Origin of the sequence: Thalassospira sp. UBA1131 (genome assembly GCF_002311515.1) — a bacterium.
Taxonomy (GTDB): Bacteria; Pseudomonadota; Alphaproteobacteria; order Rhodospirillales; family Thalassospiraceae; genus Thalassospira.
In genome coordinates this window covers 2,259-20,425 of record NZ_DCAO01000007.1, presented here as the reverse complement: position 1 = coordinate 20,425, position 18,167 = coordinate 2,259, and the positions used below count along the sequence as shown (strand labels likewise).

At 55.0% G+C, this 18,167-nt stretch carries 17 protein-coding genes, 1 pseudogene and 1 riboswitch; of the genes and pseudogenes, 10 read left to right on the top strand and 8 right to left on the bottom strand.

All coding sequences use genetic code 11. The annotated features are described in order from the left end of the window. From B3Z49_RS01045 to cobU, 3 genes are all read right to left on the bottom strand, one after another. Positions 1 to 1,799, bottom strand: a 1,799-nt coding sequence (locus tag B3Z49_RS01045) for a cobaltochelatase subunit CobN (RefSeq protein WP_296987560.1), incomplete at its 3' end; no start/stop codon positions are given. Positions 1,800 to 1,897: 98 nt separating this feature from the next. Further along, the gene (gene cobW, locus B3Z49_RS01040; RefSeq protein ID WP_296987557.1) at positions 1,898 to 2,938 is read right to left on the bottom strand and encodes a cobalamin biosynthesis protein CobW; all 1,041 of its coding nucleotides are present in this window, start codon (positions 2,936 to 2,938) and stop codon (positions 1,898 to 1,900) included. A 34-nt stretch (positions 2,939 to 2,972) separates the two neighbouring features. Then, positions 2,973 to 3,512: a bifunctional adenosylcobinamide kinase/adenosylcobinamide-phosphate guanylyltransferase gene (gene cobU / locus B3Z49_RS01035; RefSeq protein ID WP_296987554.1), complete on the bottom strand. Its 540-nt coding sequence runs from the start codon at positions 3,510 to 3,512 to the stop codon at positions 2,973 to 2,975. A 58-nt stretch (positions 3,513 to 3,570) separates the two neighbouring features. Next, positions 3,571 to 3,761: riboswitch (cobalamin riboswitch) on the bottom strand. A 286-nt stretch (positions 3,762 to 4,047) separates the two neighbouring features. Here cobU and B3Z49_RS01030 point away from each other — a divergent pair. Continuing rightward, positions 4,048 to 4,686, top strand: coding sequence for a hypothetical protein (locus B3Z49_RS01030; protein WP_008888913.1), 639 nt, complete (start codon positions 4,048 to 4,050; stop codon positions 4,684 to 4,686). A gap of 20 nt (positions 4,687 to 4,706) precedes the next feature. On the opposite strand, the gene B3Z49_RS01025 is transcribed toward B3Z49_RS01030, so the two are convergent. Together B3Z49_RS01025 and cobS are read right to left on the bottom strand one after the other, a co-directional pair. After that, positions 4,707 to 5,318 (bottom strand): histidine phosphatase family protein, encoded by a 612-nt coding sequence (locus B3Z49_RS01025; RefSeq protein ID WP_296987551.1) that lies wholly within the window; start codon positions 5,316 to 5,318, stop codon positions 4,707 to 4,709. A 30-nt stretch (positions 5,319 to 5,348) separates the two neighbouring features. Then, complete coding sequence (cobS, locus tag B3Z49_RS01020; protein ID WP_296987548.1) at positions 5,349 to 6,161, bottom strand: adenosylcobinamide-GDP ribazoletransferase; 813 nt, start codon at positions 6,159 to 6,161, stop codon at positions 5,349 to 5,351. A gap of 196 nt (positions 6,162 to 6,357) precedes the next feature. Between cobS and cobT the strand changes: the two genes are divergently transcribed. Beyond that, entirely contained in the window at positions 6,358 to 7,392 is a 1,035-nt protein-coding gene (gene cobT, locus B3Z49_RS01015; RefSeq protein WP_296987545.1) for a nicotinate-nucleotide--dimethylbenzimidazole phosphoribosyltransferase, read from the top strand. Positions 7,393 to 7,440: 48 nt separating this feature from the next. On the opposite strand, the gene B3Z49_RS01010 is transcribed toward cobT, so the two are convergent. Further along, positions 7,441 to 8,670, bottom strand: a complete 1,230-nt coding sequence (locus tag B3Z49_RS01010) for a hypothetical protein (protein ID WP_008888909.1) — start codon at positions 8,668 to 8,670, stop codon at positions 7,441 to 7,443. Between the two features lie 233 nt (positions 8,671 to 8,903). On the opposite strand from B3Z49_RS01010, the gene B3Z49_RS01005 reads away from it, so the two are divergent. The 3 genes from B3Z49_RS01005 to rfaE1 are packed head-to-tail and all read left to right on the top strand — an operon-like array spanning position 8,904 to position 12,002. Next, positions 8,904 to 9,860, top strand: a complete 957-nt coding sequence (locus tag B3Z49_RS01005; protein ID WP_296987531.1) for a UDP-glucuronic acid decarboxylase family protein — start codon at positions 8,904 to 8,906, stop codon at positions 9,858 to 9,860. A gap of 31 nt (positions 9,861 to 9,891) precedes the next feature. Continuing rightward, entirely contained in the window at positions 9,892 to 10,476 is a 585-nt protein-coding gene (locus B3Z49_RS01000; RefSeq protein WP_296987578.1) for a D-sedoheptulose 7-phosphate isomerase, read from the top strand. Between the two features lie 53 nt (positions 10,477 to 10,529). Continuing rightward, complete coding sequence (rfaE1, locus tag B3Z49_RS00995; protein WP_296987528.1) at positions 10,530 to 12,002, top strand: D-glycero-beta-D-manno-heptose-7-phosphate kinase; 1,473 nt, start codon at positions 10,530 to 10,532, stop codon at positions 12,000 to 12,002. A gap of 9 nt (positions 12,003 to 12,011) precedes the next feature. Here rfaE1 and B3Z49_RS00990 read toward each other — a convergent pair whose 3' ends face one another. Together B3Z49_RS00990 and cbiB are read right to left on the bottom strand one after the other, a co-directional pair. Continuing rightward, complete coding sequence (locus B3Z49_RS00990) at positions 12,012 to 12,638, bottom strand: nucleotidyltransferase family protein (protein ID WP_296987526.1); 627 nt, start codon at positions 12,636 to 12,638, stop codon at positions 12,012 to 12,014. Continuing rightward, positions 12,635 to 13,678, bottom strand: a complete 1,044-nt coding sequence (gene cbiB / locus B3Z49_RS00985) for an adenosylcobinamide-phosphate synthase CbiB (protein WP_296987523.1) — start codon at positions 13,676 to 13,678, stop codon at positions 12,635 to 12,637. Before cbiB ends, B3Z49_RS00990 begins: the two co-directional genes overlap by 4 nt. A gap of 404 nt (positions 13,679 to 14,082) precedes the next feature. Here cbiB and B3Z49_RS00980 point away from each other — a divergent pair, with 404 nt between their 5' ends. The 5 genes and pseudogenes from B3Z49_RS00980 to B3Z49_RS00960 form a co-directional block, all read left to right on the top strand. After that, on the top strand, positions 14,083 to 15,108 hold the full coding sequence (locus B3Z49_RS00980) for a sirohydrochlorin chelatase (RefSeq protein ID WP_296987520.1): 1,026 nt from the start codon (positions 14,083 to 14,085) through the stop codon (positions 15,106 to 15,108). 33 nt (positions 15,109 to 15,141) lie between these two features. Next, positions 15,142 to 15,825: a precorrin-8X methylmutase gene (locus tag B3Z49_RS00975; protein ID WP_296987517.1), complete on the top strand. Its 684-nt coding sequence runs from the start codon at positions 15,142 to 15,144 to the stop codon at positions 15,823 to 15,825. Then, complete coding sequence (cbiE, locus tag B3Z49_RS00970) at positions 15,822 to 17,075, top strand: precorrin-6y C5,15-methyltransferase (decarboxylating) subunit CbiE (protein ID WP_296987516.1); 1,254 nt, start codon at positions 15,822 to 15,824, stop codon at positions 17,073 to 17,075. The genes B3Z49_RS00975 and cbiE overlap by 4 nt, the downstream gene beginning before the upstream one ends. Then, positions 17,072 to 17,809 (top strand): precorrin-2 C(20)-methyltransferase, encoded by a 738-nt coding sequence (cobI, locus tag B3Z49_RS00965; RefSeq protein ID WP_296987513.1) that lies wholly within the window; start codon positions 17,072 to 17,074, stop codon positions 17,807 to 17,809. Before cbiE ends, cobI begins: the two co-directional genes overlap by 4 nt. Continuing rightward, positions 17,806 to 18,167, top strand: a pseudogene (locus B3Z49_RS00960) (precorrin-3B C(17)-methyltransferase); the annotation flags it as partial. The gene cobI and the pseudogene B3Z49_RS00960, both read left to right, overlap by 4 nt.

The window sequence follows — 18,167 nt, the reverse complement described above, 5'->3', positions numbered from 1 at the left end:
CCCGGATCATTGACGATGAAGGGATAGAAATGCGGGGTCGGGCCAAAGACCGCCTCCGGGAAGCAATCCTCGGACAGGGCCAGTGACTTGCCCGGCAGCCATTCCATATTGCCGTGCTTGCCAAAATGAATGATGGCATCGACGCCAAACACATGACGCAGCCAGATATAAAAGGCGAAATAGTTGTGCGGCGGCACCAGATCGGGCGAGTGATAGCTTTCAAGCGGATCAATGTTATAGCCGCGCGCAGGCTGCAACCCGACCACCACATTGCCAAGCGGCAGGATCGATAGCGCAAAGGCATCCTGACCCGCCAGATAGAACGGATCGTTTTTCGGTTCACCCCAGGCCTCAGTTACCTGATCCCGGATGGTTTGCGGCAAGACATCAAACGCCTTTTGATAGTCCGCACGCGGCAAAGTCACGCGGATATCGCGGGTCGCAAGCGATTTGAAATCGTTGGTCGGCCCGGCCTTGATCGCAGCAATCAGCGCATCGCCATCTGTTGGCAGATCACTGACCCGGTATCCTTCGCCCTGCATGGCGCGGAGTGTTTCGATCATGCCGGCTGGCGTATCAAGCCCGACCCCGTTGCCAAGACGCGCATCTTTGTTGGGATAGTTCGCCATAACCATCGCCACCTTGCGCGCGCTGGTGTCAGTTCTGCGCAAGCGTACCCAGTTGGCGGCAAGTTCGGCGGTAAAGGCCACGCGATCGCGCACGGGGATGTATTTCACCAAATCAATCTGGGTCAGGTCATCCTTGCCTGCGGATCCCTTGAACGATACCGCGCGTGAAAGGATACGGCCATCAACCTCGGGAAGCGCCACATTCATCGCAATATCGCGCGCGGCCAGACCATTCACGCCCTCACGCCAGGCTTCTTCGCCACCACCCGACAGCACCACCTGAAAGACCGGGGCATCGACCGCGTCAAACGGACCATTTTTTCGTTCTGATCCCGGAACAGATATCGCAAAGCCGGTGGTATTCAAGATCAAATCTGCGCTGGTTTCTGCCAACCAGTCCTCGACCAATGCCGCAGCCAATGGATCCTTGAGACTTGCAACAAAAATCGGCAATGGATTCAGGCCATTGGTAACCAGTTCCTCAACCAGCGCGTCAACAACATCCAGATTGGCGGCCTGTACCAGTGAACGATAGAAGATGATTGGTGTAACCGGTTGATTTTCAATCCAGTTAACCCGGATATCATCAAGGCTTGCCTGCGCCTTGCCGGGCCAATAGCCCCCGGCCTTGACCAGCGGGGCTGCCGGTGACCAGTTCCAGTTAACACTTGAATTTAATTTTTCGTATATAAGGCGAAGTAAATTCTCGGAATTTTGCGGTCCGCCTTCGATCAGGTAGCGCCAGATATTCTGATATTCGCGCCCCTTGACGGTCGAGAGCGTCAGAAGCTCCGCATCGGGTTGATCATCACCAGGTAACAGGACCAATGGAATGTCCTTGGCACGTGCAAGTGCAACCAACTGTTCAATGCCATAATCCCAATAACCGCGCCCGCCCAGAATGCGCGCAATGATGAATTTGGCGTCGGAAAGTACGTCGTCGATATAAAGATCGACCGACATGTTGTGGCCAAGCTGCAGCAAACTTGCCAGACGCAGTGACGGGGTTTCGTCGCCAAATGCATCGACCAGACGCCCTTGCGCGCCGGCAAGACAGGCCAGCTCAGACTCGGCCGCAGACAGGATCACCACATCGCCGGGTTGCTGTCCAAGGTCGACGGCCTCACTGCCGTCAGTGACCATTCCGGGCTGGGCTGCCAATAGATGCATCTCGGGATCCGTATCCTTGTGCGTTTGGTCTTCAAACAGGCTGAAACCGGACGATTTTTAGCATCCGGTTTCAGGTGGCTTGATCAGATTAACTTGGATCAGGCGGCCTTGATGGCGGCCTCGATCGCAGCGCGATCCAGACCATGCAGGCCAATCACCACCAATTCCGAGCGGCGGGTTTCGCCATCGGCCCACGGACGGTCGAAATAGCGCTGGAAGCGCTCACCAACCCCCTGAACCACATGGCGCATCGGTTTGCCCGGCACATCCAGGAAACCCTTGATGCGCAGCACGTCAAACTGACGCACGACATCAATCAGGCGCTTTTCAAGGTTGACCGGATCACTGATCGCGTCAAGCGATACGACAAAGCTATCGAAATCATCATGGTCATGTTCGTGACCATCGTCATGATGGCTTGGGCGACTATCAAGGTCATCCTCGGCTGCTGCCCCCAGACCAAGCAGGATGGCATTTTCAACCCGAGAATGTTCGGTCGCGATAATCTTGACCGACGGCTTTTTCAGCTCCGCGCGGATATCGGCTTCGACCTTGCTGCGTTCGGCATCGGTCAAAAGGTCGGTCTTGTTGAGAACCACCATGTCGGCACAGTGGAGCTGTTCTTCGAACAGTTCTTCAAGCGGGCTTTCATGATCAAGATTTTCGTCTGCTTCGCGCTGCGCCTGTACCGCATGATGATCATGGGCGAACAGCCCATCACGCAGGGCAGCGCCATCAAGAACCGCCACAACGCCATCAACAGTCACACGCGACCGGACTTCGGGCCAGTTAAACGCCTTTACCAGCGGCTTTGGTAGGGCAAGACCAGATGTTTCGATTACGATATGATCTGGTGGCGTGTCACGATCAATCAGGCCCTGGATGGTTGGCAGGAAGTCATCGGCCACGGTGCAGCAGATGCAGCCATTTGCCAGCTCAACAACGTCATCTTCTTCGCAGCCTTCAATGCCACAGCCATTGATGATGCCACGATCCACACCCAGATCGCCGAACTCATTGATGATCAGTGCGATGCGTTTGCCATTGGCGTTTTCCAGCATGTTGCGGATCATGGTTGTTTTGCCAGCGCCCAGAAAACCGGTAATGACGGTTGCCGGGATTTTGCCCAATTGTGCCATTTCTGAAATCCTTAAAATTCAATAATTTATGTTGCTATTTGACCGGCATCGGAATGCCGGCCACCACAAGGGTAACCTTGTCTGCAATCTCGGCAATGCGTTGATGCAGGCGTCCGGCGTAATCGCGAAAGGCCCGCGCCATCGCATTTTCCGGCACGATGCCAAAGCCAACCTCATTTGAGACAAAAAGCACCGGTACAACAATTGTTGGCAGCAGATCGCAAAGAGCTGCGATCTCGGCATCAATGTCGCGGTCTTCAAGCATCAGGTTGGTCAGCCACAAGGTCAGACAATCAACCAGAACCGGCTTGCCGCCTGTGACATTACAGGTCTGCAGCGCCGAACAAAGTTCGAGCGGCTCTTCCACTGTCTGCCAGAGATCGCCGCGTGATTGTTTGTGAAGATCAATGCGGTTGGCCATTTCGTCATCCCAGGCTCGCCCGGTTGCGATATATGTGCCACCGCCCGCCTGATTGATGATGTTTTCGGCAAACCGGCTTTTGCCGGATCGCGCCCCGCCAAGGATCAGATGCGTCCCACCAGAGGGGCCGTCAGGGGGTAAAGTCTGGGTCATCCCGTTTCTTCCTCGCCATGGCCTCCCACCGAGGCCCGATTGCGTCGTCACCTTCCTTCGAATAGTGACACCTTCGGCAGGTTTCCTGGCTGCGGGCATGAAAGCGATCCGCCTTCCCGGTTTCCCGGTGGCTGGTCTGGCGCGTTGGCACCGCCCCGGATCTCCCAACCCGATACAGTTGCGGGGGCAGCATCGGCCTTGCACCGATTTCCCATCACCGAACGATGCGCCGAACCTAGCAGGTTTGCCAAAAATGCCAAAGGTCATTCTCGGCACTTAACCCTTCGTTACCACCCCACCCTAATCGGAAGGTCAGTATTTGTAAGAATTGTCTGCTTGAGAGGTCATACCATTTCAGCCAACATCAAACCGTTGCGCTGGAACTAGAGACGGAACAATCCGCAATCTGGCGAAAACCCGGGATATAGACACATCACCCGGCTGGCTGCAGGAAATACTGCGCCGAAACTCTTGGGGTAATCTGGATTTTTCAAGACCAATGGCAATACGTTCTCACCTATCCAAAATCCGACAGATGAACGCGCCAACCTGGACCACATCGTCTCGCAAGGACATGTGGCTGGGATTGCTGGACCGTCTGAACAGTCCTGATCGGTCATTTCAGGATTTTCTTGAACAGCACGCAACCGATGGCGAGATCACTCTGGCACGCCGCGATGTGCGTGACATCTTTGCCGAAGATGCCTCAAAGGGTGTAATCGCAACCATCATCTGGTCCCATGAACGCGGCATTCGCGTCAATGCGCTGTCGTTGCTTGTGCGCGATATGCCGACCCTGGTTACCCTGATGTCGATCTCGGATTTCGGACAGGACGAGTTGAACGAGCTGCTTTCCCAGCCGGGCATTTCTGTTCCGACTGCCAGCAAGATGTTGTCTGCCTGCGGCAAGACTTATTGCGGGATGCCAGCTGCCATCATTGATGACACCATCATTCAGGTAATCGAAAACGCGTCCTTTGCCAGTGATTTCCCGAATGTTGCCAAACTGCGCAGCAAATCGCGCAGCCGCCCGGTGCCCTATTATCAGGCCTATCTGCGCGATGTTTTCGACATCTGCGAAAAGCATGATCTGAACCCGGATATGGTTGACCGCTATCTGGCAGAACACGCCCTTGATGACATGGCATCCGATATCGAGCTGGCCTCTGCCTGACGGAACACCCCTTAAGCTCCTTAAAACCGCTGATTGACAGCGGTCACGCGCCAGCCCGGTTCGTCGACCCCGTCGATATATTCAAGCGTGGTCAGACCCAACGTGTCGATATGAAATGCCAATGCGGTATCAAGGGATAAACCCAGTGCATTGGCAAGCATGGCGCGCACCGTTCCGCCATGAACGACAGCGACAATGTCGCGCCCGGCCCAATCCGCGCTCAATCGGCCAAAGACGGGTCCGACACGGGCAACCACATCGGCAAAGCTTTCACCCTTTGGAGGGTGTTGGCGGGCAAAGTCGGTCCAGAAACGTGTTGTTTCCCCCTTGGGCAGATCGTTCCAGTTCTGCAATTCCCAATCACCGAAATGCTGTTCGGCAAAGCCGCTTTCAGCCTGCGGCTTTACATCTTTGTCCATGAAGGCCTGCAGACTGTGGGCCGTATCATGCGTACGTGACAGATGGCTGGTTACCCAGACGGCATCACCCGGCAGTTGCCCGGCAAGGGCAGACAGTGCCTTTTCATCGGAAAGGTCGGCGGGCATGTCACTTTGGCCATAGACCAGCCGTTTCGGATTTTGGACGGGCGCGTGACGCACCAGCCACCAGCGGGTTATTTTCAAACTGCTCACGGCATTCCTTCTTGTTGCTGTGCTGGTTGATCAAAGGATGGCGATAAAGGCGATACCAACAAACAGCTCGGTCATGATCTGGGTTGCCCCCAGGACATCGCCGGTCTGGCCACCGATCTGCCATTTCGCGACCGCCGCGACAAGGCCAACCGCCAAAAGCCCGCCCATCAGAATGGCCATCGTCGCAAACAGACCCGATAAGACAAGCGACAGGATCAAAGCAATACCGACACCCAAACCGACCATCATCACATTTGGCGTTCCAGCCCCCTTGCCCAAACCATCGGCGCGCGCCGGAGGCAGGATATGCATCACGACTGGCATTGCCGCCCGTGATGCTATTGCCATCACCAGAAACAGGATCGCAGCCTGCCCGGCATCGCCCGCTGCAAAAAGCAAAATCAGACGCAAGCCTAAACACAAGATCAGAGCAACAACGCCATATGTACCGATATGACTGTCGCGCATGATTTCAAGTTTGCGTGCCCGCTCAAACCCGCCGCCAAACCCGTCGGCACAATCCGCGATGCCATCTTCATGCATTGATCCGGTCAACAAAACCATGCCTGCCAAGGCGACAATTGCAAAAATCAGGATGTTAGCTGTCAGGGAATAGACCAGCATCGCCGGCAGCATAGCAAATCCGGCCAGCAACAGACCAACCAACGGCCAAGACCAGACCGATCTTGCAATCACCTCTGCGCGGAAATCATCGATACCCTTGACCGGAACGCGGCTCAGCAATGCCAAGGCGCGCCAGAAATCGGAAATCGGCGAAACCTCGACGGGGGCATCTGTCGCTGCCTCAGGGGTGGGTTTGTCAGATGAATCCGAGCTTTGCATATTTGTTTCGTTTTGGTTATGATCTTTGGATAGCATAAATTTCCGATTTTCAAACTGGCAATCTGTTGCGCACAGGCCTAGTTTGGCCCGACTTCCTGAACCGCCTTACACAATTGGTTTCCGAGCCTAATCCTTACCACCCCGGAAGCCAAGCGGAACACTAGTTAGGCACCTTTGTCGCCAGCCGGAGACCAAAATGTTCAACCCGAAACATCCGCCCCAAAATCTTGAGGAAATTCGCGCACTTCTGGCCGAACTTCCCGAAGTCGATCAGGAAGCGCAGGCCGCCGTGGCCCAGCGCGAACCAACATTGACCAAGCCTGCCGGATCGCTTGGACGGCTTGAGGATTTCAGCCTTTGGCTGGCAGGATGGCAAGCAACATCACGCCCACGCATGTCGCGGCCGCGCGTTACCGTCTTTGCCGGCAGTCACGGTGTTGTTGCGCAGGGCGTTTCGGCCTTCCCGGCAAGCGTGAACCAGCAGATGGTGGAAAACTTCATCAATGGCGGGGCTGCGATCAACCAGATTTGCAAGTCTGTCGATGCCGAACTCCGCGTCATGGAAGTCGCCCTTGAAATCCCGACCAACGACTTTTCCCATGAACCGGCCATGGACGACGAAGGCTGTGCCGAGGCGATGGCCTTTGGCATGAGTGCGATTGAAAAGGGTCTGGATCTTTTTGTTCCCGGCGAAATGGGCATTGGCAATACCACATCGGCGGCGGCAATTTCCCATGCACTTTATGGCGGGAATGCTGCCGACTGGACCGGCCGGGGAACAGGGATCGATGACACTACCCTTGACCGCAAGACGCGCGTCGTAGGTGATGCCATCATCCTGCATAAAAACCAGATGCATGATGGATTGGATGTTCTGCGCTGTGTTGGCGGACGCGAAATTGCTGCTATGGCCGGTGCCATCATTGCTGCGCGCTTTGCACGGGTTCCGATATTGCTTGATGGGTATGTATCCTGTGCGGCGGCTGCTGTCCTGGCTGCGATGCGCGCCGATGCACTTGATCATTGTCTCGTTGGGCATGTATCGGCAGAACCGGGACATGCGCGGTTGATTGAGAAACTTGGCAAGGAAGCACTGATCAATTTCGGCATGCGCCTTGGCGAAGGATCGGGTGCCGCACTTGCCATCCCGCTTTTGCGCGCAGCCGCAGAATGCCACACCGGCATGGCAACCTTTGAAAAAGCCGGAATTGATGGCAAGGAAGATGCCTGATCCTCAGCCTTACAATTGAGCCCACCCAATAGCGTCAGCAATCTGGCGCTATTTTTTTGTCCGTTCATTCATCAGATGCTCAACATGGCGGCCTTGGAACATGGTGATATTGATCGAATGACCAAACTTGATGGCGCGTTCGTCATCACAACGGCACAAAATAACGCGGGTATCACCGGACTCTGCCACCGCGGCACGCATGGCTTCGCGATGCTCTTCATCCATGTTTTCCATTTCCGGATCCCACAGCATCTTGATCATATCAACGCCAAGTTTGTTGCGGTTGATATAGGGCAGGGACAGGTAACTGATGCCATCGATACAGATGCGATAGCCGCGATCACGACAGAAGTCGCGCGCAAAGAAGAACGCACCCAGATCAGCAAAAATGTCGATTTTCTGAAGCTCAAGTACGATTGTCCCGCGCTGCCCGGCCTTGACGTTACTATCGAACGTCAGGAAGTCCGGTGACAACAGTGTCGAGACGTTCAAATTGATGCTGACAGAGCCGGTCACGGATGCATCATTTGATCGGGTCAGAAGCGACAACATGCGCCGATCCAGAATTTCAGTCAGATGCTGAAACAGCCAACGGTTCGAGAGAACATTGACATCTGGCAGCAGCGTGTCCTGCAAATCCTTGATCGAGATGAATAATTCGTGGAAAACCGGCGTCGGGTTCGCATCACCCACCACGGCACAAATGGCTTGTCGACGCATCAGGTTGGACAGATCCGCACGCCGAAGCGATTCATCGATGCGCCCCAAGATCTTAGGGGTCAGCGGCGCGCGATCATCGCTGAGTTCCGGATGGTCATTGTGTCGTTCGGCTGCCTTGCTGACAATTTTTGGTCGATTGGCGTTGGCGCGGACCAGCAACTGTGTCAGATGCAAGAATTCTTTATATTGCTGCCCGACATCGAAATAGTCGGTAAAGGTCGCGGGCGCGCCGCTTTCATCCTTGCCATCACTGATCAAAGGATCGTCGTTGAACAGGAATTTGAGCCGGAAAATGACCGCATTCACCTCGTCCATCTCTGCAGCATCAAAGATGAAAATCAAATCCTGGTTGGACAGGGTGAAAATGCGCCCGGTGACTTCCGGTACGATTTCTTCAAATGCCGTAATCGCCGTACGGATGTGATGGTCACGCCGGTTAAACGGCAGCAATTTGGAAAAATGCACATGAATCGCCCCAACGCCGTCCTTGCGCCGCTCAAGGCGTCGCACATAGTCAACGAGGAAGGCTTCGGGCGATGGAAGTGAACTATCAGACATAAATGCAATGACCAGAGAATTGTTTCGACGGAATCACAGCCGCTAATCTGCCCGAACCACGATAACGCCGGTGCATTAACAGGTTATGTATTTAGCATTCATGCATGTTGAAACCAAACCCGAATATCGGTGAATTTCAGACACGTCTAAGAAAAGATAAGTCGTAGCTTTCCGCAAACCAAGCTGCTAGTTTCAGCCCGTTTTGATATCCGAACAAAAAGGTTGGAAACGACATGTGGCGACGCAAGCGCATTTTGGTAACCGGTGGTGCAGGTTTTTTGGGTTCGCATCTTTGTGAACGCTTGCTGAACGAGGGCAATGACGTTCTGTGCGTCGACAATTTCTTCACCGGCACCAAGGACAACATTGTCCATCTTCTCGATAACCCGCATTTCGAGCTGATGCGCCACGATGTGACCTTCCCGCTCTATCTCGAAGTTGATGAAATTTACAATCTCGCGTGCCCAGCATCGCCGATCCATTACCAGCACGATCCGGTACAGACGACCAAAACCAGTGTTCATGGTGCTATCAACATGCTGGGTCTCGCCAAACGCGTTGGCGCCAAGATATTCCAGGCCTCGACCAGCGAAGTTTATGGCGATCCTGAAGTCCATCCGCAGACCGAAGATTACCGCGGCAATGTCAATCCGATCGGCCCGCGCGCCTGTTATGACGAAGGCAAGCGCTGTGCAGAAACATTGTTCTTTGATTACCACCGCCAGCACGGTCTGGATATTAAAGTCGCCCGGATCTTCAACACCTATGGCCCGCGCATGCATCCGCAGGACGGCCGTGTGGTATCGAACTTCATCATCCAGGCGCTGCATGGCGAAGACATCACCATTTATGGCGACGGCCAGCAAACCCGATCCTTCTGCTTCTATACTGACCTGATCGAGGGTTTTGTTCGCCTGATGGCAACCGAAAAAACGGTTACCGGGCCGATGAACCTTGGCAACCCTTATGAGATCACCATTCGTGAGTTGGCAGAGCGCGTCATTGAGATGACCGGCGCCAAATCAAAGCTGATCTTCAAAGACCTTCCGGCCGATGACCCGCTGCAGCGCAAGCCCGACATTACCTTTGCGCGAAACACACTTGATGGCTGGGAACCGACTGTAAGCCTTGAAGATGGCCTCGGCTCGACAATTGAGTATTTCCGCAATCTGATTGCGAAACACGGCTAATACGACGACTTCTTTTGGATGTGGACGCGTGATGGATATCAAAGCCTTTTTCGATGCCGAGTTTGACGAGCATCTTGATCTGGTCAACAAGACCCGTGAGGCCACCCGCGATGCCTTTATCGAACTGGTCGAGATTTGCACCGACGCCCTAAATGACGGCAACAAGCTGCTGTTTTTCGGCAATGGCGGGTCGGCCGCGGACGCCCAGCATATCGCCACCGAATTCACGGTCCGCTATATCAATGACCGTCGCGCGCTTCCGGCGATTGCGCTGACCACCGACAGCTCGGCCTTGACCGCGATCGGCAATGACTTCGGGTTTGATCACCTGTTTTCGCGCCAGATCCAAGCGCTTGGCAATCCGGATGACGTTGCGATTGGCATCTCAACATCCGGCAACAGCAAGAACGTAAATCTCGGTCTGGCCAAGGCCAAGGAAATGGGCCTGATTGCGACCGGCTGGACTGGCAAGACCGGTGGTGACATGGTTGATCTGTGTGATCCGCTGATGATCGTTCCCAGCAACACCACAGCCCGCATCCAGGAAATGCATATCCAGATTGGCCAGATGCTGGTCGGTGCACTTGAACATACGCTTGGCCTGACGAAACAATAACCGGCGGGCTGCAAAACAGCCTGAATACTCAGACAGAACAAAGAATTGCGACCATGACCGATCTTAGCCATCTGGCCCAACAGGTTGAACAACTGACCGATGCCAAAGTCCTTTGCATCGGCGATGTCATGCTTGACCGGTTTGTCTATGGTTCGGTCACCCGCATCTCGCCCGAGGCGCCCATTCCCGTCATCCGGGTTGAGCGCGAAAGCGCCATGCTTGGGGGTGCTGGTAACGTCACGCGCAACGCCACAGCCCTTGGCGCATCGGTTCAGTTCCTGTCGCTGGTTGGCGATGATCTGCCCGGTCGCGAAGTCATGGAATATGTCGCCGCTGATAAGGGTGTTGAGCCCTATATCCAGACTGAACGCAACCGCCCGACGACGATCAAAACCCGCTATATCGCGGGCGGGCAGCAATTGTTGCGATCTGACAATGAAACCACCAACACCATTGCATCAGTATCGATTAGCAATCTTTCGACGCTGGCAGGTCAGCTGGCAGGGGATGTTGCAGCGATCATTCTGTCTGACTATGGCAAGGGTGTCTTGCATGCCGATGTCGTTGCCGCTGCGATCAAGGCCGCACGTGCCGCTGGAAAACCCGTCATCGTCGATCCAAAAGGCAATGATTACAGCATCTATCGTGGTGCCACAGTGGTGACGCCCAACCGCGCAGAGGCCGAAGCGGCAACTGGCATTGCCATAAACAGCGACGATGATGCCATCGCGGCTGCGACCAAGATCATTGCCGAATGCGGGGTCGAGAATGTCCTGCTTACCCGCAGTCAGGATGGTATGACCCTTGTCACCAAGGATGGCGAGGCTTTGCACCTGCCAACAGAAGCCCGCGAAGTATTCGACGTTTCGGGTGCCGGTGACACGGTCGTTGCCTGCCTCGCATCGGCTGTCGCGGCCGGATCAAGCCTTGCCGATGCAGCCCGTATTGCCAATGTCGCGGCCGGAATCGTGGTCGGCAAGATCGGGACCGCGGTTGTTTATCCGGACGAGCTGATTTCCACCCTGCATCATCATGATCTGATGATCGGTGAAGCCAAACTGATGCCGCTTGACCGCATGGTCGATCGCGCAGAACGCTGGCGGCGCAAGGGATACACGGTCGGCTTTACCAATGGCTGTTTCGATCTGTTGCATCCAGGCCACCTCAGCCTGTTGAAACAGGCACGGGCAAATTGCGACCGCCTGATTGTAGGGCTGAATTCCGATGCATCTGTCAAGCGGCTCAAGGGCGAAGCCCGCCCGGTTCAGTCGGAGGCCGCACGTGCAGCCGTGTTAGGATCACTTGAAACTGTCAGTGGCGTGGTGATTTTTGGCGAAGACACCCCGATTGAACTGATCAAGGCGATCAAACCGGACATTCTGGTCAAGGGTGCGGATTACACCATCGACAAGGTTGTCGGGGCCGAAATTGTCCATGGCTATGGCGGCAAGGTGGTTCTGGCCAACCTTGAAGACGGCTTTTCCACCACTTCGACCATCGCACGGATGAACAAGGGCAACGACTAAGCGTCTGAATTAAGCCTGACCTTCTTCATCCGGCCAGGGCGTTATCACCAGATCCGGCCATGTCTTTTGCCAACGCCCAACCTTGGCGTCATACACCTCTTTGACGGGCAAAACCGTGTTCGGGATCACCCGACCTTCCATGACAGCAGCAAGGCCAAACGGCGCATGAATGCGATAGGCGTCCATTCCGCTATTGCCCGCATCCTGGCGCACGCCAATGGCAGTTGTCTGGTAGGCAAAGCGATCAATGCCATCACTGGCAGCAGTCACAGCACCGTAAGGGACACCGAATTTTTCCGGATACCAGATCGGCACACGCGCCTGATTGCGAATTTCGATTGAAACCGGGATATCCGCAAACAATTCAGCACCTTGGGCGATCAAGCGATCTTCGGCCTGCCATGACGTATCGGGATCGAAATAAAAAAGATCATAGTCGGCAATATCGGAACCCGGGGCACGATTGGCCGTGATGTTCCAGATCGTCTGCGCAAGGCATCCGGCTGTCAGCCACCAGTCTTTAATCCCGAAGGCTGAAAACCGGTCGAGAATGATTTGGTTGGTGCGGTTTTGCAGGATGCCTTCAAGAAATTCGCGGCCCAACGGAATATCATTGGCACGCTGCCCGGCACTCATAGCCCGACCCAGAGAACTTTAAGAACAATCGGCCATGCCGCATTTATCAGGCAGGAGGTTGTAAAAAGTTTCAGCGCACGGTCGATATCAACAGCGGTCAGATCGGAACGACCATTGCCAATATACGGATCATCGACCATTTCGCTGCCATACTGGCGCGGCCCGGCAAGGGCGATTTCAAGCGCCCCGGCGAAGGCTGCTTCCTGCCAACCGGCATTGGGCGATTTATGCTTTTTTGCATCTGACACCATGGTCTGCCAGGCAGCTTTGCCACTTGTTTTCTTACCGATCAGGGCGGCAAGGCAAATCACGCTAGCGGCAATCCGTGCGGGGATAAAGTTCGCAACGTCATCAAGTCGCGCAGCGAACTTACCGAAATAGAGATAGCGTTCGTTGCGATGACCAATCATCGAATCAAGTGTGTTGATCGCCTTGTAGGCACAAATGCCAATCGGCCCACCGACCACATACCAAAACAGTGGCGCAACAACCCCATCTGAGAAGTTTTCTGCACAACTTTCAATGGCTGCCCGGCTGACCCCGGCCTCATCAAGCGTATCGGGGTTGCGCCCGACGATCATCGAAACCGCCTTGCGGCCACCAGCGATACCATCTTTCTTAAGCGCGTTTGAAACGGCCTTTACGTGTTGATAAAGGCCTTTTTGGGCAATCAGAACCGCCACCAAAAGGACTTCGGGCGCTCTAAAAACGTCGCCAAGTGATGAGACAAACTGCACCGCTCCACCGAAAGCCGCAGCGACCGCAATCACGATCAGACTGGTCAAAGCACCGCGCAAAAGTCGGTCCGGGTTGCTGCGATCTGTGCGGTTCAGGCGCCTTTCGAACCACGCAATCAGATTGCCAATCCACACCACAGGGTGCCCGATCCGGCTAAACAGCCACGGGAAGTCACCAAACACCGCATCCAGCAGCAGTGCCAGCACCAGCATTGAAAAAAGCGGCCCGAAAAACGCAGGTTCCGGGATCAGAAAATCGGTGAATGTCGGTTCCATGGCGGCAATGTGCGCGGTGATCGCCAACCCGTCAATCAGAATGACATGGTGAATGTACGAACCAAATTGATGCGCCGAAATTTGCCATCTGATTTTTGCTTTGATAAATAAATTTCATACGAATTTTTATTTTATCATAAGTTATGTTGGTCAATCCTGTTTGCCCCGCAGTGCGTAACGCAAAACACTCAAAGCTGATCACCAGCCATAACCGAAGGACTGAGCCCGCCCACAACATATTCGATACCAGACCATAACCGGCCCACAATAAGTAGTATTTTCATCACCAAAGCCCCTTGTGCCCCCTCTTGGCGTAGCTGCCGCTTGCATTCCGCAAGCCAATCGGTGAAAACGGGGGTGGCATCGGGTACCGCATGGCAACAATGTCATGTGAAGAACACCATCAAAGAGAGACAAAGGAGCAGCCTTTTATGTCCCCCAAAGGCGCAGTAATGATTTGCGGTCATGGTTCGCGCGACGAACGCGCGGTTTCACAGTTCAACGCCATGGTTGAAGCTATGAAACAGACCCACCTGGCCGACTACGATGTCGAAAGCGGCTTTCTCGAATTTGCCCACCCGATCCTGCGTGATGGTTTTGAAAAGCTCAAAGCCATGGGCCACAAGAAAATCTACGCCCTTCCCGGTATGCTGTTTGCCGCCGGTCACGTCAAAAACGACCTGCCGAGCGAAGTAAACAATTTCGCCCATGAAAATCCCGATATCGAAGTGCTTTTCGGCCGCGATCTTGCCATTGATCCCAAGCTTCTGATGGCAGCAAAGGAACGCATCGAAGAAGCCCTTGCAGGTGCTGATGACAGCGTAGATCGCAAAGACACCCTGTTGATGGTGGTTGGGCGCGGCACCAATGACCCGGACGCCAATTCCAATGTTTATAAGGTTGCCCGTATGCTTCAGGAAGGCATGGGCTTTGGCCGCACCGAAATCAGCTATTCCGGTGTTGCCCATCCGCGCGTCAATGCGGGCCTGCGCGAAGCGATGAAACTGGGATACAAGCGCGTTGTCGTCTTCCCGTATTTCCTGTTTGCCGGCATTCTGATTGACCGAATCTATAGCCATACCGATGAAGTCGCGGCTGAATTTGGTGATGTTGAATTCATCAAGGCAGGCTACCTCAAGGACCACCCGATGGTTCTTGAAAGCTTTGCCGAACGTCTGACCGAGATTGATACCGGCGACAACAATATGAACTGCCAGCTTTGCAAGTATCGTGAGCAGATCATTGGTTATGAAGGCGATGTCGGCACCCCGCAGGTCGGTCACCATCACCATGTGATGGGCATTGGCACCGATGGACACAGCCATGATCATGGCCATCACCACCATCACGGCCACGGGCATCACCACGATCACGGTCATACCCATGGCCACAGCCATGATCACGGGCACAGCCATTCCCATGATCATGACGACGCGACGAAATCGACCGGTTCCTGACCGGTCGACCCCCATCTTCTGAAAGGCGCGGCAATGTTTGACTATCTGCGTGACCCGCAGGAAATCTATGCCAAAAGCTTTGCAACCATCGAGGCCGAGGCGAACCTTGCGCGCTTTTCAGACGCTGAGCGACCGGTTGCCATTCGTATCATTCACGCCTGCGGCATGGTCGAAATGGCCGATCAGATCGCCTTTGGCGGTAATGTGGTGAATGCTGCCACAGCGGCATTAAGTCGCGGAAAACCGATCCTGTGTGATGCGGAAATGGTGCGTCATGGCATCATTTCCCGGCTTCTGCCCAGTCAGAACCCGGTTCTTTGCACGCTCAATGACGGCAATACGCACGATCTGGCCGCCCGAATGGAAACCACACGATCTGCCGCCGCGGTTGAGGCCTGGGCAGATCATATCGAAGGCGCAATAATTGCCATCGGCAACGCGCCGACTGCCCTTTTCCATTTGCTTGAAGCGATCCATGACGGACGGTTGAATAAACCAGCGGCCATTGTCGGCATGCCGGTCGGCTTTGTCGGGGCGGCTGAAAGCAAGGATGCGTTGATTGAACATGCCAATGGCATTCCCTTTGTCACGCTGCGCGGTCGATTTGGCGGCAGTGCGGTAACAGCCGCCACGATCAATGCCTTGACGCGTCTGGCGCGCGACGACGAAACGACACCTGATGGGACCTTTGACCGCAAATCAGGGGGTGCATCATGAACGAACAGGCACCGATCAAGGGACGGATCACGGTTATTGGCATTGGCGAAGATGGCTATGAAAGCCTTTCACCCATGGCGCGCAGCATCCTTGAAAATGCCAGCGTCATTTTTGGCGGTACACGCCATATCGCCATGCTGCCCGGCTCCAACACCGCAACCCAGAACAAATGGATTACGCCATTTGAAGCTAACCTGCCGCTGATCGAAGATTGCCTTGATCAGAACCCGGTCGTGCTGGCCAGCGGTGATCCGATGTATTTTGGTGTGGGCAACACACTGATTAAATATTTCGGACCCGAACCAATATATGCCATCCCGGCGCCATCAAGCATTTCTCTGGCAGCCTCCAGGCTTGGCTGGCCACTGGCCGAGTGTGATGTGATTACACTACATGGCCGTGATCCGGAAGCATTGCGCGCCCATTTGCGTCCGCATGGCAAACTGATCGCACTCAGTGCAGACGGCTCGACCCCGGCCCTTGTCGCCGTCATGCTATGTGAAGCCGGTTTTGATCAAAGCCGCATGTCGGTTTGCGAGCGGCTTGGCGGCCCGGAAGAGCGCATTACCACGCAAACAGCGCGCACCTGGCAATCAACCGCAACCTCGATGCCCGATATCAAATCAGTCGACCCGCTTAATCTGATCATGATCGATCTTGAAGCCGGGCCAAACGCCAAACCGCTGCCCAAGGGACCGGGACTGCCTGATGATGCCTTTATCCATGATGGCATGATCACAAAATCGGAAATCCGCGCGCAGACGCTGTCATCCCTGGCGCCGTTTGACGGCGGTGTTTTGTGGGATCTGGGTGCCGGGTGCGGGTCGATTTCGATTGAATGGAAACGCATGGGCGGTCGGGCTGTTGCGATTGAACGCGACGGCGAGCGCTGCGCGATGATCAAGAAGAACGCCATTCGCCTTGGCGTTCCGACCCTTGCGATTGAACAGAAATCCATTGAAGAAGCACTGAGTTTTGCCGATCGCCTGCCCAAACCCGATGCGATTTTCATCGGCGGGGGCATAACGATTGATGGGTTGCTTGAAAGCTGCTGGAATCTGTTGCCGCCGCACGGGCGGCTGGTCGCCAACACGGTGACGCTTGAAGGCGAAGAACAATTATTACGGTTTTACAATAAAAACGGTGGCAGCTTGTCGCGCCTGTCGATTTCACGACTGGTGCCGCGCGGCAGCTTCAAGGGCTGGAGCAACCTTGCCCCGGTCACCCATTACCTCGGAGTAAAAGCATGAGTGCGGAATTTCCCGCAAGCGATAACCTTCCGGTTGCCGGAACGGCCTATGGTCTTGGCATTGGACCGGGCGAGCCTGATCTGATAACGCTTAAGGCCTATAACATCCTGCAAAAGGCCGATGTGATCGCATATCCCGCGCTTGAAGATGGCGTCAGCCTGGCGCGTCAGATCGTTGATCCACACATCCCCGAAGGCCGGATTGAAATCGCCATTCGCATCGAAATGGGCAAGCCGGCCGATCCGATCTATGACGCGGCTGCCATCGAAATCGGCAAGCATCTGGCAGATGGCAAAACCGTTGCAGTTCTGTGCGAGGGTGACCCGTTCTTTTACGGCAGCTTCATGTATCTTTTTGGCCGTTTGGCCGAGGCAGGCCACCCGGTCAAAACCGTTCCCGGTGTCAGTTCTATGATGGCCTGTGCCGCCCAGCTTGGCGCACCACTGGCCGCGAAAAACGACGTGTTGCAAGTCATCCCGGGACCGCTTGATGCCGACCGCCTGCGTGAACAGCTGGCCAAAACCGATGCGGCCGCCATCATCAAGCTTGGTCGTCATTTCGCCAAGGTTCGCGGTGTAATCAACGAACTCGGCCTGACGGACCGGGCGCGTTATATCGAACGCGCGACGCTTGAAACCCAAAAAATGGTCCCGCTGGGCGATTTGCCCGCCGACGCCAAGGCACCGTATTTTTCCATGATCCTGATCCACCGTCGCGGAGACGCATGGCGATGACCGCCCAGAACACCCAGAATAAAACCGCATTGCCGACTGCACCAATTGCCCCGATCGCGGTCATCTGCCTGACACAGCGCGCCCTTCCGACCGCACGTAAAATTGCATCCAGCCTGCAGGGGGCATCGGTTCATGGCCTGCGCACACGCGTTTCGGTCAAGGATGTTGATGTCGCGTTTGATGATACCATTGCGCATCTGCAACAAACCTTTTCATCCGATCATGTCATCATTGGTGTCTGCGCGTCAGGCATTCTGATCCGCGCACTCGCACCGCTTTTGGCCGGCAAATGGCAGGACGCCGCCGTGCTTGCCGTTGATGAAGCCGGTGATAACTTCATCCCGCTTTTGGGCGGGCA

What these genes read in the sequence shown, in the direction of transcription:
- B3Z49_RS01005 (WP_296987531.1), top strand. Translation starts at nt 8,904, where the DNA reads ATGTGGCGACGCAAGCGCATTTTGGTAACCGGTGGTGCAGGTTTTTTG.
- cobI (WP_296987513.1), top strand. Translation starts at nt 17,072, where the DNA reads ATGAGTGCGGAATTTCCCGCAAGCGATAACCTTCCGGTTGCCGGAACG.
- B3Z49_RS00980 (WP_296987520.1), top strand. Translation starts at nt 14,083, where the DNA reads ATGTCCCCCAAAGGCGCAGTAATGATTTGCGGTCATGGTTCGCGCGAC.
- cbiE (WP_296987516.1), top strand. Translation starts at nt 15,822, where the DNA reads ATGAACGAACAGGCACCGATCAAGGGACGGATCACGGTTATTGGCATT.
- B3Z49_RS01030 (WP_008888913.1), top strand. Translation starts at nt 4,048, where the DNA reads ATGAACGCGCCAACCTGGACCACATCGTCTCGCAAGGACATGTGGCTG.
- rfaE1 (WP_296987528.1), top strand. Translation starts at nt 10,530, where the DNA reads ATGACCGATCTTAGCCATCTGGCCCAACAGGTTGAACAACTGACCGAT.
- cobW (WP_296987557.1), bottom strand. Translation starts at nt 2,938, where the DNA reads ATGGCACAATTGGGCAAAATCCCGGCAACCGTCATTACCGGTTTTCTG.
- cobS (WP_296987548.1), bottom strand. Translation starts at nt 6,161, where the DNA reads ATGCAAAGCTCGGATTCATCTGACAAACCCACCCCTGAGGCAGCGACA.
- B3Z49_RS01000 (WP_296987578.1), top strand. Translation starts at nt 9,892, where the DNA reads ATGGATATCAAAGCCTTTTTCGATGCCGAGTTTGACGAGCATCTTGAT.
- cobU (WP_296987554.1), bottom strand. Translation starts at nt 3,512, where the DNA reads ATGACCCAGACTTTACCCCCTGACGGCCCCTCTGGTGGGACGCATCTG.
- cobT (WP_296987545.1), top strand. Translation starts at nt 6,358, where the DNA reads ATGTTCAACCCGAAACATCCGCCCCAAAATCTTGAGGAAATTCGCGCA.
- B3Z49_RS00990 (WP_296987526.1), bottom strand. Translation starts at nt 12,638, where the DNA reads ATGAGTGCCGGGCAGCGTGCCAATGATATTCCGTTGGGCCGCGAATTT.
- B3Z49_RS01010 (WP_008888909.1), bottom strand. Translation starts at nt 8,670, where the DNA reads ATGTCTGATAGTTCACTTCCATCGCCCGAAGCCTTCCTCGTTGACTAT.
- B3Z49_RS00975 (WP_296987517.1), top strand. Translation starts at nt 15,142, where the DNA reads ATGTTTGACTATCTGCGTGACCCGCAGGAAATCTATGCCAAAAGCTTT.